The organism is Marinithermus hydrothermalis DSM 14884 (assembly GCF_000195335.1).
GTDB lineage: Bacteria > Deinococcota > Deinococci > Deinococcales > Marinithermaceae > Marinithermus > Marinithermus hydrothermalis.
The window spans coordinates 2,182,681-2,196,332 of the sequence record NC_015387.1; the positions used below are offsets into that span (position 1 = coordinate 2,182,681).

Sequence of the window (13,652 nt, forward strand, 5' to 3'; positions counted from 1 at the left end):
AGCTTAAAGCAGGCTCCGGCGGTAGGTGAGGGCCTCGGCCACGTGGGCCTCCTCGACGCGCGCAGCTCCCGCGAGGTCCGCGACGGTGCGGGCCACGCGCAGCACGCGGTCGTAGCTCCGGCCGGTCAGGGCGAGTTTTCGCGCGGCGGCGACGAGAAGCCCCTCGGCGCCCGGCGTAAGGCGCACCGCTTCCCGAAGCTCCCGGCCCACGAGCTCCCCGTTAGGCTTTCCCTGCCGCTCGAGCATCCGTTCCCGCGCGGCCATGACCCGCGCGCGCACCGTCCGCGTGGGCTCCCCCTCTGGGGCCCGCGCGAGCTCCTGCGCGGTCAGGCGCGGCACCTCAACCACCAGGTCGAACCGGTCCAACAACGGCCCCGAGATCCGCCCCGCGTACCGCTGGCGCTGCACGGGCGAGCAGGTGCAGGGGCGTTCCGGATCCCCGTACCACCCGCACGGGCAGGGGTTCATCGCCCCCACGAGCAAGAACCGCGCGGGAAACGTGAGGCTCGCCCGAGCCCGCGCGACCGTGACCGTCCCGTCCTCGAGAGGCTGGCGCAACACCTCGAGCGCCCGCCGGGAGAACTCGGGCATCTCGTCCAAAAACAGGACGCCGCGGTGCGCGAGGGAGACCTCGCCCGGCTTAGGAATGGACCCCCCACCGATCAGGCCCGCCTCGGAGACTGTGTGGTGCGGCGCGCGAAACGGGGGCACGGTCATGAGCCCCCGGACCGACTGCCCCGCGGCGGAGTGGATGCGGGTCACCTCGAGGGCCGCCTCACGCGAAAGGGGCGGCAACAGAAAGGGCAGCCGCCGCGCGAGCATGGTCTTTCCCGAGCCGGGCGTTCCCACCATCAACAGGTGGTGCCCGCCCGCCGCGGCGATCTCGAGGGCCCGCTTAGCCTTGGCCTGCCCCCGCACGTCCGCGAGGTCCAGGACCTCCCCAGGGGCCTCGAGGGCCTCCGGGGGACGGACCGGCTCGAGCGCTGCCTCCCCGGCGAGGAAGGCGACGGCCTCGGCGAGGCTCTTGGGCGCGTAGACCTCGAGGCCCCCCACAAGCGCGGCCTCCTGGGCGGAACCGGGGGGCAGCACGAGGCGGGGGACCCCCGCAGCGAGCGCGCCGAGGGCGAGGTTGACCGCGCCGGTGATGGGACGCAGCTGGCCGTCCAGGGCGAGCTCCCCCGCGATGGCATACCCTTCGAGGGCCTCGAGGGGCAGCACCCCCTGGGCGGCCAGGAGGGCCAGGGCGATGGGCAGGTCGTAGCGGGGTCCTTCCTTTTTCAGCTCGGCGGGCGCGAGGTTCACCACGATGCGCGCCTGGGGGTAGGGGAAGCCGCTGTTCTTGAGGGCGGCGCGCACGCGGTCGCGCGACTCCTGGACCGCCGTGTCGGGCAGGCCGACCACGGTGTACCCGGGGAGGCCCGGGGAGACGTCCACCTCGACCGTGACCGGATATGCCTCGATTCCATATAGGGTGAAGGTCCGCGTCTTGGCCAGCATCCCTTCCACCCTACAGTGGACGGGGGCGGGGGGTGTGGTTAAACTCGGGGGGTGACGCGCGTGCGTTTTACCCTGGGGAGTTTCCTTGGCTTGCTCATGGTCGGCGCGATCGTGGCCACGCCGGGCGCGGTGCTCTCGCAATGGATCGCGGAGTTCGAGGTGCGGCGCGAGGTCGGCCTGTTTTTTAACCTGCTCCTCGCCGGCCTCGTGGCGGGGATCGCCCTGGCCTCCCGCCTGCCCGGCCGCCACCCCCTCATGCCCCTGGCCCTGGGCCTCACGGCCGGCGGGTTCCTTCTCGCCGCGCAAGCCCGGGAGTTCGCCTGGGTTCTGGCCGCAGCCCCAGCCCTGGGGTTTGGGAACGGCGTCATGAACGTGCACGGGAACAGCCTCGTGGGGGAGCTCTTCAAGCACCGCCGGGTCCTGGCGCTCAACCTGGTGAACGCCGCGTTCGGGCTGGGCGCGATGAGCGCCCCGTTCCTGGCGGCGTTTTTGCCCTGGCGGACGGTGTTCATGCTGCTCGCCGCGCTGGCGTTCGTCGGGGTGGGCCTCGTATGGGGTGCGCCCAGGGTAACCGCCAAGCCCACCGCTCCCACGGGCGCGCGGCCTCGAGGCGCGGGAACGCTGCTCCTCGCGGTCCTGGTGTACACGGGCCTCGAGGGCGCCCTCGCCACCTGGAGCGGCGCGTACCTGGCATACCTGGGCCGAGAGGCGGCCCTTGCAGGAACCCTGCTCTCCCTGTACTGGGGCGGGCTTACGCTAGGGCGCGTGCTGCTCGCGCCGTTCGTGGCTCGAGCCCCCCTGCGGGCCTTGGCCGTACTGATGGGCGCGTCCGTGCTGGTCCTCGCCTTGATCCTCGCGCCGCCCCTCGCCGTGCTCTTCCCACTCGCCGGGGTTTTTTACGGCCCCCTGTTCGGCACGGTCTTCGCCCTGGTGCAGGAGCGGTTCGGGCACCAGCTGGTGGGTCAGATGTTCTACGCGGGCGCTCTGGGGAGCACGCTCGTCCCCGCGGCGTTCAGCCTCGCGCCGCACCCCGACCTGCTGCCCTACGGGTTCCTCGTGCTGGCCGTGGGCCTGTACGGGCTGATTCGGCTGGCCCAACGGCAATACGCCGCCGCCCCCAAGGGCACGCCTACGCCACCGGTTCCGCCGCCCCCCAAACGTTAACCCCCCAGTCGTACCGGGTGAAGCGCCACCGAAGACGCAGGTGGTTTTGGGCGAACCAGTCGCGCGCCTCCCCCTCGGGCAGGTACCTGAGGAGGAAGCGCACCAGCCCCGCCCGTCCTCCGAAATCCCCGAGGTACCACCGGAAGAGCGGCGAGAGCAGCACGCGGCGCCGCCCGGGATCCAGCCGCACCTCCTCCCGCACGAAGCTCGCCGCGGCCACCTCGAGCTGCGCGTCCAGCCCTTCCGGGTCGTACACCCCGATCGGTGGGCAGGAGCGGCTTCCGCAGTTCAAGGTAAAGTGCACGCGGGGATCCACCGCCGCCAAAGCGTAGCGGCGGCGGTGGTCCCCCGGACCGAACTGCGGGCCGGGCAGGAACGGGCTGCCGCGGTTCGCTCTTAACAGGCCGTGCTCGATATCCTCGAGGCTGTACCGGTACCGGCCAACCCGGTAGGCGGCACGTCGAAAAAAGCGCAGCAGATCCCACCCGCTGCGTACGCGCGTGCGCTCGAGGCCGAAGGCGATGACCGCGTCGATGGCCAGCGTGTGGTACACGTTGATCCAGAACGCCGTTCGCGCTTCGCGCGTTTCGAGGCCGTCCAGGTCCAAGCCGCACAGCCGGGGCGTCCATACCGCCCGCAGCTCGGCGTAGGCCGGGTTGGCGCGAAGCCTGCGGCAATCCACGCGGCGCCCACTCGCGTCCACGACCTCGGCCTTTAAGCGGTTCCCCACCCGCTTCAGTCCCGCGGCAACGGCCAGGGCGGGCACCGCCTCCAGCCCGTAGACCGCGGGGTTCAGCACGTCCCCGGGCCGCACGCCCGCGATGCGGTCGAGCCACGCCTCCCGAAACGCCACCCACCCCCCCAAGGGGAAGTGCGGGGATCGGCGTTCGGCTCGCATGTCCTTACGTTAACCGGCGTCCCTCCGGCATGCCGTCGGCCTGCATACACGCTCTAGAGTGCGTACCGCGCGAAGGCCTCCGGGTCGAAGCGAGTCCGCGCAAGATCCGCCCAGTACAACCACCCCTCCCGGAACGGAGGAAACTCGAGGAACGCGCCCTCCGCCTTGAGGTGGAAGGCCAGCTCGCTGGGCTCGTCCACCCCCGCCTGGAAGGCGACGAAGGCCGCGTGGTACGCCCCAAAGCTCGAGGAGGCCTGCGAACCCACCATGACGCGCTTTTTCGCCGCGCGGGCCCGGGCGAGCATCGCCAGGCTCGTCGTGAACCCCGTACGGGCGGGCTTGAGGTTCAGCACGTCGAAGGTGTCCAGCTCGAGCTCCCGCTCGAGGTCCCGCGGGGTGAAGCACGAGTCGTCCGCGATCAGAGGCAGAATCCCCCGCTGCCGCAGGGCTCGCCGGGCCGTGACGCGCTCGATGGGCAAGGGCTCCTCCACGTACAGGAGGCCGGCCGCCGCCCAAGCCTCCAGGTACCGCGCCGCGTTCTCCGGTGTGAGGGTCTCGTTCGCGTCCGCGTACAACGCCACGTCCGGAAAAGCCTCCCGCAAGCGGCGAAGGCGCTCCAGGTCCTGCTCGAGGTCCCGGCCGACCTTGACCTTAAAGACCCGCACCCCCGCCGCGTACGCGCGCTGCGCGTCCCGGAGCATCTCCTCGAGGTCCGCGATCCCCAGGATGTAACTGACGCGCACGCGCGCCTTCGCCGGCGGCAGGAGGTCCTCTAGGCGCACCCCGCGCGCCATGGCGCGCGCCTCCCAGAGCGCGATATCCAGCCCACCCCGCGCGGTGGGGTGGTTTGGCAGGGCCGCCAGGGCCTGTTGGAGGGCCTCGGTGTCCTCGATCTCCACCCCCACCAGCCGGGGCTCGAGGTAAGCGATCGCCGCTCGGATCGTGTCGGGAGTCTCCCCGTAGATCGTGGGGCGCGGGGGGATCTCCGCGCGGCCAAGAGAGCCGTCCGAGAGCGTGACCTCGAGGAGGAGGTGCTCCATGGCCCGGATCTCGCTCGCGCGCCCCCAGCGCAGCGCTCCGCGCAACGGCAAGCGGAAGGGCCGGAGGGTCACGCGCTGCACGCTAGGCATCCCGCCCCTCCACCCACGCCTGCACGCGGCGCGCGGCCTCTTGGGGGCTGAGCGCCGTGGTGTCCAGAAAGAGGGCCCGGTCCGAGCCCGCGAGGACCCGCCGGGGTCCGCTGGGATCGTAGTTGCGGCGCTCCTCCGCGACGATCGCGAGCTTCTCGCGGAGCACCACGCGCGGCACGGGCCAGGCGAGGGCGGCCTCGAGCTCGTGCGGCTCGAGCACCCCCGCAGCGAGCGCCTGGAGGTCCGCCGGGCCGCCCTCCGGAAGCCGCACCCGGTCAAACGCCTCCCCCCGGCTCACGAGGCGCTCGAGGCGCACGAGGTCCGGAGCCTCGAGGACCACGAAGCGCGCCCGGGGTAGGTGCGCGTGGGCGTAGGCCACCTCGGCCTCCCCCCGCAGCCCGTCGAAGACGAGGGGCCAGGCGGGCACGGTCCAGCCTTGGGCGAGGGCGTGCGCGATCCCGCCAGGCCAGCGCGCGCGGTAGGCGCGCGTGAGGGCGAAGCGCGCCGCGCGGTCCGGGGTGGAGCCGGCCCCCATCCGGGGCAGGATGTACCGGTCCACCACCGCGCGCCGGTTAGGGAGGCACGGGTAACCCAGGTGCCCAAGGAGGGTGCTCTTCCCCACTCCCGTGAGGCCCACCACGATCACCAGGGGCAGCGTGGGGACGGGGCGCGCCTCGGACGGGGGGGGATCCTCGGGGAAGTAAAGGGGATGCGCCATGCTCCTATTTTGCCCCCACCCCCTCCATAGGCAACGGCCCTACGCACCTAAAGCTGCTATGATACGCTCAGGCCATCTCGGGAGGTGGGGATGAAACGGCTGGGTGCGCTATTGGTACTCGTGCTGGGGCTCGCCCTCGCGCAAGCCCCGGCGTTTCCCGAAACCTACGCGGGCGCGGGGGTCGCCGCGAACGGAGCGGCCGTGCAGTTCGGCCTCGTGCTGCCCTTCGCGCCCATGGGACTCGACACCGGACTGGACGGGGAGGTGGTGTTCGCCCCCAACCCCCAAGGGCAGCTCGCCTTCAAAGCCCTCCTCCTCCCCAGCTTGACCCTCGCCGACACCTTTGCCGCGGTGGGTCTCGCGAGCGAGGTGCGCCTCGAGGCGAACGCGTTCGGCGCGCATCTCGGGCCGGTCGCGAGCCTCGACCTTGGGGAGGCGGTGCTGAGCGCCACGGCCGGGCTGGGGTTTTTCCGCGGCGTGCACGTGAGCTACGGACTCGGCCTCCGAGCGTACCTCGATCCCTTGGCCCTCGAGGTCGCCACCAGCGATCGGTATGCGTTCCGCGCGAGCCTCCTTTACCTCTGGTAGGTTCAGGCCTGCGTGGGCTTGGAGCCTGAGCCCCAGCCTCCTGGTGCTGGGGGGGTTCGCCCTGTATCCCTTCCTCGAGGTGGTGCGTTTCGCCAGCTGGGACTGGTCGGGCCTCTCGCCTCCGGTGCCGGTGGGGTTTGCAAACTACCGCGCCCTACTCATGGACCCCGCGTTCTGGCAGAGCCTCAAGGTCACGCTGGCCTTCGCGGGCCTGACCCTGCCCAGCCTGATCCTCCTCTCGCTCGCCACGGCGCTCGCCCTCGAGGGCCAGCCCTACGAGCGGCCGGTGAAGGCCCTGCTCTTCCTGCCGGGACTGGTCACGGTCGGGGCGGCCGCGGTCTCGTGGTACACGCTCGCGGTGCCGGAGTACGGAGCCCTCGCGGCCTTCGTCCCGGTGCCGCCCTGGGACCGCGAACCGGGGTGGGCCCTCGTGATGGTCGTGGCCTTCACCCTGTGGCGGCACCTGGGGTACGGGGTGCTCGTGGTCTCCGCGCACCTCAAAGCGATCCCTCCGGAGCTCCTCGAGGCCGCCCGCGTGGACGGGGCCACCCCGGCGCAGGCGCTGCGGTTCGTGACGCTGCCCCTGTTGCGCCCCGCGGTAGCCTTTTTGGTCGTGGTGGGCACGATCCTGACCCTGCAGTCCTACGTGGCGGTCTTCCTGTTGACGCGCGGGGGGCCGTTCGGCTCGACGCGGGTCCTGGGGTACTTCATCTACGAGGTGGGGTTCGAGCAGTTCCGCCTGGGGTACGCCGCGGCCGCCACCGTCGCGCTGCTCGTGGTGACGCTCGCAGCCGCGTACGCCCAGGCGCGCGCTCTGGAGGGACGATGAGGCACGTGTTCGTAGGGGTGCTCGTACTCGCGGTCATGCTGCCCTTCCTCTGGATGGCGTACGCGGCGTTCCTCCCGCCCGAGATCGTGTATTCCGGGGATCTGACGAGCGGGTTCGGGTTCAGCTTGGAGAACGTCCGGGCCCTCGCGGCAGAAGGGTTTTGGGAGCGGCTCGGCTTCTCCCTCGCGGTGAGCGGCCTCGCCACTGTACTGCAGCTGTTGACCGGCCTGCCCGCAGCGTACGCCCTAAGAGAGGGCGCGCCGGTGCTGGGGGTGTTCCTGGCCCTCCTCGCGATCCCCGGGGAGATGCTGATCGTGCCCCTATACGGCGTACTACAACGCCTGCACCTCCTCGACACCCCTGGGGCACTGGTGCTTCCGTTTGCAGCGAGTCCCTTGACCGTGTACCTGCTGTACCAGGGCTTAAAGGGCGTGCCGTGGGAGGTCGTGGAGGCCGCGCGCCTTGATGGGGCGAGCGAAGGCGTGGTGCTCAGGCGGGTGGTTCTGCCGCTCGCGTACCCAAGCCTCGTCGCCGCGGGGGTGCTCGCCTTCGCCGCGCACTGGAACCTGGTCCTCTACCCCCGGGTGATGGTGGGCGAAGCGTACTGGACCCTCCAGGTCTGGATCAGCGACCTCGCCCGGCGCTACCCGGCGGACTGGGGGCTGCTCTCCGCCGCCGCGCTCCTCAGCACGCTGCCGCTCGCCCTGGTCTTCCTCGCGTTTGAGCGTAGAATCATGGAAACCTTCGAGGCTAGCCTGAAGGGATGAGGGGGTGACGATGCGAAGCGTAGTCTGGATCCTGGTGGGGCTGGGCCTAGGGTTCGCCCAGGTGGAGATCCCGTTCTGGCACTCGATGGACGGGCCGGCCGGCCGCGCGATCGAGCGCTTCGCCCAAGCCTTCAACCAAAGCCAGCCGGCCTACCGGGTCGTGCCCCGGTTCCTGGGCGATTACCGCGAGGGCGAGAGCAAGCTCGTCGCAGCCCTCCGCACCGGCAGCCAACCCGTTCTCTTCCAAGCCGAGCTCGCCTTCTTCCCCCGCCTGGTCGCCGAGGGCCGGGCCGTTCCCCTCGACGCGTACCTCGAGGACCTCCCCCCCGAGTTCATCCGCGACTTCTACCCCGCCGCCTGGGCGTACGGGGTGGTGGACGGTACGCGCTACGGCCTGCCCTTCAACACCTCCACCCCGGTCCTCTTCTACAACGCTGACGCCTTCCGCGCGCTGGGCCTCGAGGCGCCCCGGGACTGGACGGCCTTCGTCCGCGCGGCCGAGCGGCTCACGAACCGGCGCAGCAAGGGGTACATCGCGGTGCTGGAATCCTGGACCTTCGAGGCCATGGTCACGAGCCGGGGCGGGAGCCTGGTGACGCCGGACGGCCGGCCGAACTTCACCTCCCCTGAGGCGGTGGCGGCCCTCGAGATGCTGGTGCGCCTCGCCCGCGAGGGCGCGGCCATCCCGCGGAACCTAGCCGAAGCGCAGTTCGCCCAGCTGGACTTCGTGCGCACCAAGGGCATGATGGTCTTCGCTTCGATCGCGAACTGGCCCGCCGCGGAGCGGTACACCTTCGCCTTCGAGCTCGGCGTGGCCCCCGTACCTCGCGAGGCCGAGGGGCGGGTGCCTTTAGGCGGTGCGCAGCTCGTGGTCCTCAAAGGCGCGAGCCCCAAGCAGGTCCGGGGCGCGGTCGCGTTCTGGCGGTTTTTGATGCAACCCGAACAGATCGCCGAATGGGTCCAGGCCAGCTTCTACGTTCCCCTCAGGCGCTCGGTCCTGCCCCGCTTAGAAGCCTTCTACGCCGAGAACCCCTTCCGTAAGGCCGCGTTCGAGCAGCTCGAGTTCGCCGTGCCGCGCCCGCGCACGCCGCACTTCGCGGTGTGGCGCACCTACCTAGAGGAAGCCCTCGAGAAGGCCGTGAAGGGCGGCATGGATCCGAGAAAAGCCCTGGAGGAAGCGCAACGCAAAGCCTTGGAGGCCCTATGAAGCTTGGATTCTCGCCCTTTACCGCCGGCATCACGGACTACCGCGAGGCCTTCGACCTCGCCGCCGAGCTCGGCCTCGCGCTAGAGCTCGAGTACGACGTACACGAGATGTTCCCCCAGCTGCCCACCGCTCGCGAGCTCGCCCAGATGGGCCGCGCCGCCGGCGTGGGGTTCACGGTGCACCTGCCCTTCGTGGATCTGAACCTCGCGAGCCTGGTCCCCGCGGTGTGGCGCCAGAGCGTGGAGCGCGTGCAACAGGGGCTCGAGTTCGCGAGCACGGTGGGCGCGCGCGTGGGGGTGCTGCACACCGGGATGGTGCCCGTGCGCCACCCGTTCGTCGTGGAGGCGGCGCTCGAGCGCCTGCGGGCCGCCCTCGAGGCCCTCACCCCCCTGCCCGTGCCCGTCGCGGTGGAGAACCTGGTGCCCTCGTACCACGTCTTCATCGACGCCCCCGAGACCCTCGCCGACCTGGTCCGGGCGGCTGGGGACCGCTACGGGTTCTGCCTGGACCTGGGGCACGCCTTCATCCAAGGGGGCATCGAGCAGATCGCGGCGTACCTGCAGGCCATGGAGGGCCGGCTGCTTCACCTGCACGTGCACGACAACCACGGCGTGAGCGACGACCACCTCGCGCTGGGGTTGGGGCGGATCCCGTTCCACCAGTTCCGCGAGGAGCTGCGCGGGTTCGAGGGCACGGTGGCCCTCGAGGTGCAAGGCGGCGCGGAGGGGGTGCGCGCCTCGGTGCGGCGACTACGTGAAGCTTGGGACATTTGACCCCCCCTTTCAATCGGTAGATTAACGGAGAGTGTGGGGCAGTGTTGCCTTTACGCACCCCGGATCGGTAGGCTCTAGTTTGGCGGCCCTTTGAGGGTCACGGGTAAACCAAGGAGGCGGCATGAACCCGAAGATCGACCGGATCGAGATCTACCTGGACGACGCAACCGAGCCCACGCAGGTCCTGACGGAACCCCCGTTTAAGGTCGAGCTCGACACCCGTAACCTACGGGACGGCGACCACGTGATGCGGATCGTCACCTATTTTAAAAACGGGCAGACCGAGGAACGCATCGTTCCCTTCGTGGTGGACAACCTGCCCGACGTGGCGATCGAAGGCCTGAGCGAGGGAGAAGAGGTCCGCGGGAAGCTCGAGTTCGACGTGAAGGTGGGGGATTACCACGCGCCCATCGAGCGCGCGCGCGTCTCCCCCATGCTGTACCTTCTCTCGACCGTCCTGATCCTGGGCGGCATCTGGGCGTGGTTCGCCTTCGGCTCCTTCTCCAGTACGATCGTGAGCGAGGTGGCCGGGAGTGCCGAGGCGGCCCAGGAGGAGACGGTCGGGGAGGGAGCCCCGGTGGACGAGGCGCTCTTCGCGCAGGGCGAAACCATCTACGCGAGCAGCTGCGCTGCATGCCACGGAGCGGAGGGTGTGGGTGGGTTCGCCCCGCAGTTCGCGGGCAATCCGGCTCTCGCCGACACGGAGGCCGTGTTGAAGACCATTTACGAGGGCCGGGGCGGCATGCCGGCCTTCAACCAGTTCAGCGCTGAGGAGCTCGCCGCGATCGCGACCTACATCCGCAACGCCTGGGGCAACACCTACGGCGGGGTGAGCGTGGATGAGGCCAAGGGCGTGACCGGGGGGACCCCGGAGGAGCTCCCCCCGAGCGAGGATGGCGCAGCCGCTCCGGAGGAGGATACCGGTAATCTCGAAGCGCTCTTAAAGGAAGGGAGCGAGGTGTACGCCGCCAGCTGCGCCGGATGCCACCAGGCTGAAGGGCAGGGCATCCCTGGCACCTTCCCGCCCCTCGCGGAAAACCCCAACCTAGAGGACGCCGCGTACGTCGTCAAGGTCATCCTGAACGGGCGGCAGGGGCCCCTCGAGGTCAAGGGCACCACCTACAACGGCGCCATGCCGGGCTTCGGGCAGCTCTCCGACCGCCAGGTCGCGGCCGTGGCCACGTACGTGCGCAACAGCTGGGGGAACGCCTTCGGTCCCGTCAGCGAGGAGCAGGTCGCTCAGGAACGCTAGGGAGGTCGCATGTACCGCAATGACACGGTCATCCCCTTCTTCTCTATCCTCTTCGCGGTGGCCCTATTCCTGATGGCTTACCTGGACGGCCAGTACATCACCCGTCTCGTAGGGCATGCTCGCGAGGAGCTTTCCGTGGGGCAGATCGGCCTGATCGCCTTTGGGATCGTGTTCCTCCTGTACGGCGCGATCGGGTACCTCTCGAACTGGCTCGAGGGGGAGGAGCTGCGCCCGCACCGGAAGATGGCCGACCCGGGGAACACGCACGTGATCGGGATCGTGCTCTCCCTCCTCGCGGTCGCCCTCTCGGGGTTCTTTGCGCGGCTCATCCTGTACGACCTGCAAAACGAAACCACCGCTCCGGCGCTTGAGGGCGGGCTGTTCAGCGCGATCTTCCTGGTGGCCGCGCTGCTGTTGGTGATGTACAAGAAGTTCTACCAAGACGAAGAGATCCTCACGGAGTACGAGGACTCGGAGGTGCCCTGGTAATGGCGAAGTCGCACGAAGAACTCGTTCACGAGCAAGAAGAACGCGAAAAGCTCATCCAGCGTCGGCGGTTCCTGCAGGCGAGTCTCGGGGTGAGCGTCACGCTGGGCATCGTGGGGGCTTCCGCGCTCTCCGTCACCGCGAGCCTCAAACCCATCGAGAAGCTCTCCCCGGATAAGGAGCCCCCGAAGCCGGGGGACCGGTTGGTGCACGCGGAAACGGAGGCGGAGCTCTCCCTGGCGGACGTGCCCCTGGGCGGCCCGCCGGTCCTCGCGTACCCTAAGGACCCCCAAGCGGATCTGGTGAAGAAGGGGGATGTGAACAACCTACTCCTCGTCACGCGGTTCAACCCGGATGAACTGGACGAGGAGACGCGCCCGCACGCCGCGGACGGCGTGGTGGTTTACTCCGCGGTGTGCACGCACCTGGGGTGCACCGTCAGCCAGTGGGAATCCGAAAAGGCGTGGTTCCTCTGCCCCTGCCACAAGGGATTGTACGACCCGAAACAGAACGCGAAGGTGGTGGGCGGCCCACCGCCCCGCCCCTTGCCTGCGTTGCCGGTTAGGCTCGAGGGTGATCGGATCGTGGTGGACGGCGAGTTCACCGGTCCTGTAGGCGTGGTCGCGGGCCGGGGCGACTGCCGCACCTGCACGGTTTAGGGGGCTGGCTATGGTTCGTTGGTTGGATGAACGCCTGGACCTTTCCCGCTTCTACGCGAAGTTCATGCGGAAGGCCTTCCCGGTCCACCACTCGTTCTTCCTGGGCGAGATTACCCTGTTCGCCTTCGCGGTGCTGGTGCTGACCGGGGTCTTCCTCACGCTGAACTTCGAACCCTCGACGCGGATCATCGAGGTGGAAGGGCGCAAGCTGCCCGCGGCCTACGCCTCGGTGCTCTTTATCGACTCCCTCCCCTTCGGCGCGGTGATCCGCAGCATGCACCACTGGTCCGCGAACGTGATGATCGCGGCGGCCTTCCTGCACATGCTGCGCGTGCTGGTCTCTGGCGCCTACAAGAAACCCCGGGAGATCAACTGGCTCGTGGGGCTGGGGCTTTTGGGCCTTTCGGTCGTCACGGCCTTCACCGGCTACGCCCTCCCCTATGACGCGTACGCCGTGACCGCGACCAAGATCGGGTATGGGATCGGCGCCTCCATCCCGTACGTGGGTGAGTGGATCGCCCAGATCATGTTCGGCGGGAAGTTCCCCACCGAGCACTCCATCCCGCGGCTCTTCTCGATCCACGTGGTCTGGCTACCGCTCACGCTCGCCGCGGTCATCGGGCTGCACCTGCTCATTATGGTGAAGCAAAAGCACACCCAGCCCAAGTACGCCGAGCGCGTCGCGCCTGGCAAGATCCTGGGGGTGCCCCTCTGGCCGCAGCAGGCCCTGATGATGACAATCCTCTTCTTCCTCTACATCGCGGTGGTGGCCTTCATCGCCGGAGCCTTCCCCGCCCACCCCATCGAGGCCTTCGGTCCGCCCACGGCGGCCACGCCCGCGGTCAAGCCGGATTGGTACTTCCTCTGGATCTACGGGATCCTCCAGATCATCTCCTCCACCTGGAAGATCTCCCTCCCCGGCGGCGCGATGATCACCTCTGAGTTCATCGGGGGTGTGCTCATCCCAGGCGTGCTGGGGCTGGTGGCGGTGCTGCTTCCGTTCTTTGACACCCGAAAGACCAAGATGCGCTACGTGGAGCTCCCGAGCCAGCACCCCTGGCGCACCAGCATCACCCTGGGTCTTCTGGCCTTCTTCATCACCACCACCCTCGCCGGGTGGAAGGAAGAGCTGGGCCTGAGCAACGCGGTCCTCTGGACGATCATTCTGGGCGGTACGGTCTTCACCACCCTGGTCAGCTACGTGATCATGGTGAACCTGTACGGCCGCGCCGAACCCGAAACCCCGCCCTCGCCCCAAGCGGGCGACTAACCCGAGCCTCACTGCCCGCCGGCCTAAAGGCCGGCGGGCGCGTTTATGCACTCGCCACGACCACCCACACCGCCGCGAAGGCCCGGGCGCACAGTACCCTGGGGTCCTCCCCCCAGGACGCGGGATTAACGTGAACAAACGCCGTCCTGAACGGGATTTTAGCGCATTAAGTTGCAGGTCTGTCCGGGGAGGTCCGCACAGGCCCCACGCGATCAAGGCAGAAACACGGGCGCATAAAACCCGCAAAAACCGGCCCGGGTTCAAAAGACCGCCGGGAGCGCGATGCCCCGGGCCTGATACCCCAGGGAAAGCCCGGCCCGCACCTCGCCCCCATTCAGCGAGGCCCGGAGGGTGAGGGAGACGCTTTGCTTGGACGCCGGGTCCAGGGCCAGGTCGGTCCCGAAAGCGGCGGTG

Annotated in this window: 14 protein-coding genes; 10 read left to right on the plus strand and 4 right to left on the minus strand. The window is 69.4% G+C overall.

Annotated elements, in window-relative coordinates:
* Positions 1 to 3 precede the first annotated feature (3 nt).
* Complete coding sequence (locus tag MARKY_RS10905) at positions 4 to 1,497, minus strand: YifB family Mg chelatase-like AAA ATPase (protein WP_013704934.1); 1,494 nt, start codon at positions 1,495 to 1,497, stop codon at positions 4 to 6.
* 51 nt (positions 1,498 to 1,548) lie between these two features.
* Here MARKY_RS10905 and MARKY_RS10910 point away from each other — a divergent pair, with 51 nt between their 5' ends.
* A complete protein-coding gene (locus tag MARKY_RS10910; protein WP_148230434.1) occupies positions 1,549 to 2,661 on the plus strand; it encodes an MFS transporter in 1,113 nt (370 codons plus the stop codon).
* On the opposite strand, the gene MARKY_RS10915 is transcribed toward MARKY_RS10910, so the two are convergent.
* Genes MARKY_RS10915 through MARKY_RS10925 form a run of 3 tightly spaced genes read right to left on the minus strand, consistent with a single transcriptional unit; the run spans position 2,627 to position 5,407 of the window.
* Complete coding sequence (locus MARKY_RS10915) at positions 2,627 to 3,559, minus strand: DUF547 domain-containing protein (RefSeq protein ID WP_013704936.1); 933 nt, start codon at positions 3,557 to 3,559, stop codon at positions 2,627 to 2,629. The two genes, MARKY_RS10910 and MARKY_RS10915, sit on opposite strands and share 35 nt — an antisense overlap.
* Before the next feature lie 53 nt (positions 3,560 to 3,612).
* A complete protein-coding gene (locus MARKY_RS10920) occupies positions 3,613 to 4,689 on the minus strand; it encodes an enolase C-terminal domain-like protein (RefSeq protein WP_013704937.1) in 1,077 nt (358 codons plus the stop codon).
* The gene (locus tag MARKY_RS10925; RefSeq protein WP_013704938.1) at positions 4,682 to 5,407 is read right to left on the minus strand and encodes an AAA family ATPase; all 726 of its coding nucleotides are present in this window, start codon (positions 5,405 to 5,407) and stop codon (positions 4,682 to 4,684) included. Before MARKY_RS10925 ends, MARKY_RS10920 begins: the two co-directional genes overlap by 8 nt.
* 90 nt (positions 5,408 to 5,497) lie before the next feature.
* On the opposite strand from MARKY_RS10925, the gene MARKY_RS10930 reads away from it, so the two are divergent.
* The 9 genes from MARKY_RS10930 (at position 5,498) to MARKY_RS10975 (ending at position 13,238) form a co-directional block, all read left to right on the plus strand.
* Positions 5,498 to 5,995 (plus strand): hypothetical protein, encoded by a 498-nt coding sequence (locus tag MARKY_RS10930; protein WP_013704939.1) that lies wholly within the window; start codon positions 5,498 to 5,500, stop codon positions 5,993 to 5,995.
* Positions 5,961 to 6,824 carry a carbohydrate ABC transporter permease gene (locus tag MARKY_RS10935; protein ID WP_013704940.1) on the plus strand — a complete coding sequence of 288 codons (864 nt, stop codon included), beginning with the start codon at positions 5,961 to 5,963 and terminating at the stop codon, positions 6,822 to 6,824. Before MARKY_RS10930 ends, MARKY_RS10935 begins: the two co-directional genes overlap by 35 nt.
* The gene (locus MARKY_RS10940; protein ID WP_013704941.1) at positions 6,821 to 7,591 is read left to right on the plus strand and encodes a carbohydrate ABC transporter permease; all 771 of its coding nucleotides are present in this window, start codon (positions 6,821 to 6,823) and stop codon (positions 7,589 to 7,591) included. The genes MARKY_RS10935 and MARKY_RS10940 overlap by 4 nt, the downstream gene beginning before the upstream one ends.
* A 10-nt stretch (positions 7,592 to 7,601) precedes the next feature.
* Positions 7,602 to 8,798, plus strand: a complete 1,197-nt coding sequence (locus MARKY_RS10945; protein ID WP_013704942.1) for an ABC transporter substrate-binding protein — start codon at positions 7,602 to 7,604, stop codon at positions 8,796 to 8,798.
* Positions 8,795 to 9,571 carry a sugar phosphate isomerase/epimerase family protein gene (locus tag MARKY_RS10950; RefSeq protein ID WP_013704943.1) on the plus strand — a complete coding sequence of 259 codons (777 nt, stop codon included), beginning with the start codon at positions 8,795 to 8,797 and terminating at the stop codon, positions 9,569 to 9,571. Before MARKY_RS10945 ends, MARKY_RS10950 begins: the two co-directional genes overlap by 4 nt.
* A 121-nt stretch (positions 9,572 to 9,692) precedes the next feature.
* Complete coding sequence (locus tag MARKY_RS12150; protein ID WP_013704944.1) at positions 9,693 to 10,823, plus strand: c-type cytochrome; 1,131 nt, start codon at positions 9,693 to 9,695, stop codon at positions 10,821 to 10,823.
* 9 nt (positions 10,824 to 10,832) lie between these two features.
* On the plus strand, positions 10,833 to 11,312 hold the full coding sequence (locus MARKY_RS10965) for a hypothetical protein (protein ID WP_013704945.1): 480 nt from the start codon (positions 10,833 to 10,835) through the stop codon (positions 11,310 to 11,312).
* Entirely contained in the window at positions 11,312 to 11,968 is a 657-nt protein-coding gene (locus tag MARKY_RS10970; RefSeq protein WP_013704946.1) for a QcrA and Rieske domain-containing protein, read from the plus strand. The genes MARKY_RS10965 and MARKY_RS10970 overlap by 1 nt, the downstream gene beginning before the upstream one ends.
* A gap of 10 nt (positions 11,969 to 11,978) precedes the next feature.
* Entirely contained in the window at positions 11,979 to 13,238 is a 1,260-nt protein-coding gene (locus MARKY_RS10975) for a cytochrome b (protein WP_013704947.1), read from the plus strand.
* Positions 13,239 to 13,652: the final 414 nt, after the last annotated feature.

Bases quoted from the DNA above. Each gene is read 5' to 3' on its own strand.
- MARKY_RS10905 (WP_013704934.1), bottom strand. From the start codon at position 1,497: ATGCTGGCCAAGACGCGGACCTTCACCCTATATGGAATCGAGGCATAT.
- MARKY_RS10915 (WP_013704936.1), bottom strand. From the start codon at position 3,559: ATGCGAGCCGAACGCCGATCCCCGCACTTCCCCTTGGGGGGGTGGGTG.
- MARKY_RS10920 (WP_013704937.1), bottom strand. From the start codon at position 4,689: ATGCCTAGCGTGCAGCGCGTGACCCTCCGGCCCTTCCGCTTGCCGTTG.
- MARKY_RS10925 (WP_013704938.1), bottom strand. From the start codon at position 5,407: ATGGCGCATCCCCTTTACTTCCCCGAGGATCCCCCCCCGTCCGAGGCG.
- MARKY_RS10930 (WP_013704939.1), top strand. From the start codon at position 5,498: ATGAAACGGCTGGGTGCGCTATTGGTACTCGTGCTGGGGCTCGCCCTC.
- MARKY_RS10935 (WP_013704940.1), top strand. From the start codon at position 5,961: ATGCGTTCCGCGCGAGCCTCCTTTACCTCTGGTAGGTTCAGGCCTGCG.
- MARKY_RS10940 (WP_013704941.1), top strand. From the start codon at position 6,821: ATGAGGCACGTGTTCGTAGGGGTGCTCGTACTCGCGGTCATGCTGCCC.
- MARKY_RS10945 (WP_013704942.1), top strand. From the start codon at position 7,602: ATGCGAAGCGTAGTCTGGATCCTGGTGGGGCTGGGCCTAGGGTTCGCC.
- MARKY_RS10950 (WP_013704943.1), top strand. From the start codon at position 8,795: ATGAAGCTTGGATTCTCGCCCTTTACCGCCGGCATCACGGACTACCGC.
- MARKY_RS12150 (WP_013704944.1), top strand. From the start codon at position 9,693: ATGAACCCGAAGATCGACCGGATCGAGATCTACCTGGACGACGCAACC.
- MARKY_RS10965 (WP_013704945.1), top strand. From the start codon at position 10,833: ATGTACCGCAATGACACGGTCATCCCCTTCTTCTCTATCCTCTTCGCG.
- MARKY_RS10970 (WP_013704946.1), top strand. From the start codon at position 11,312: ATGGCGAAGTCGCACGAAGAACTCGTTCACGAGCAAGAAGAACGCGAA.
- MARKY_RS10975 (WP_013704947.1), top strand. From the start codon at position 11,979: ATGGTTCGTTGGTTGGATGAACGCCTGGACCTTTCCCGCTTCTACGCG.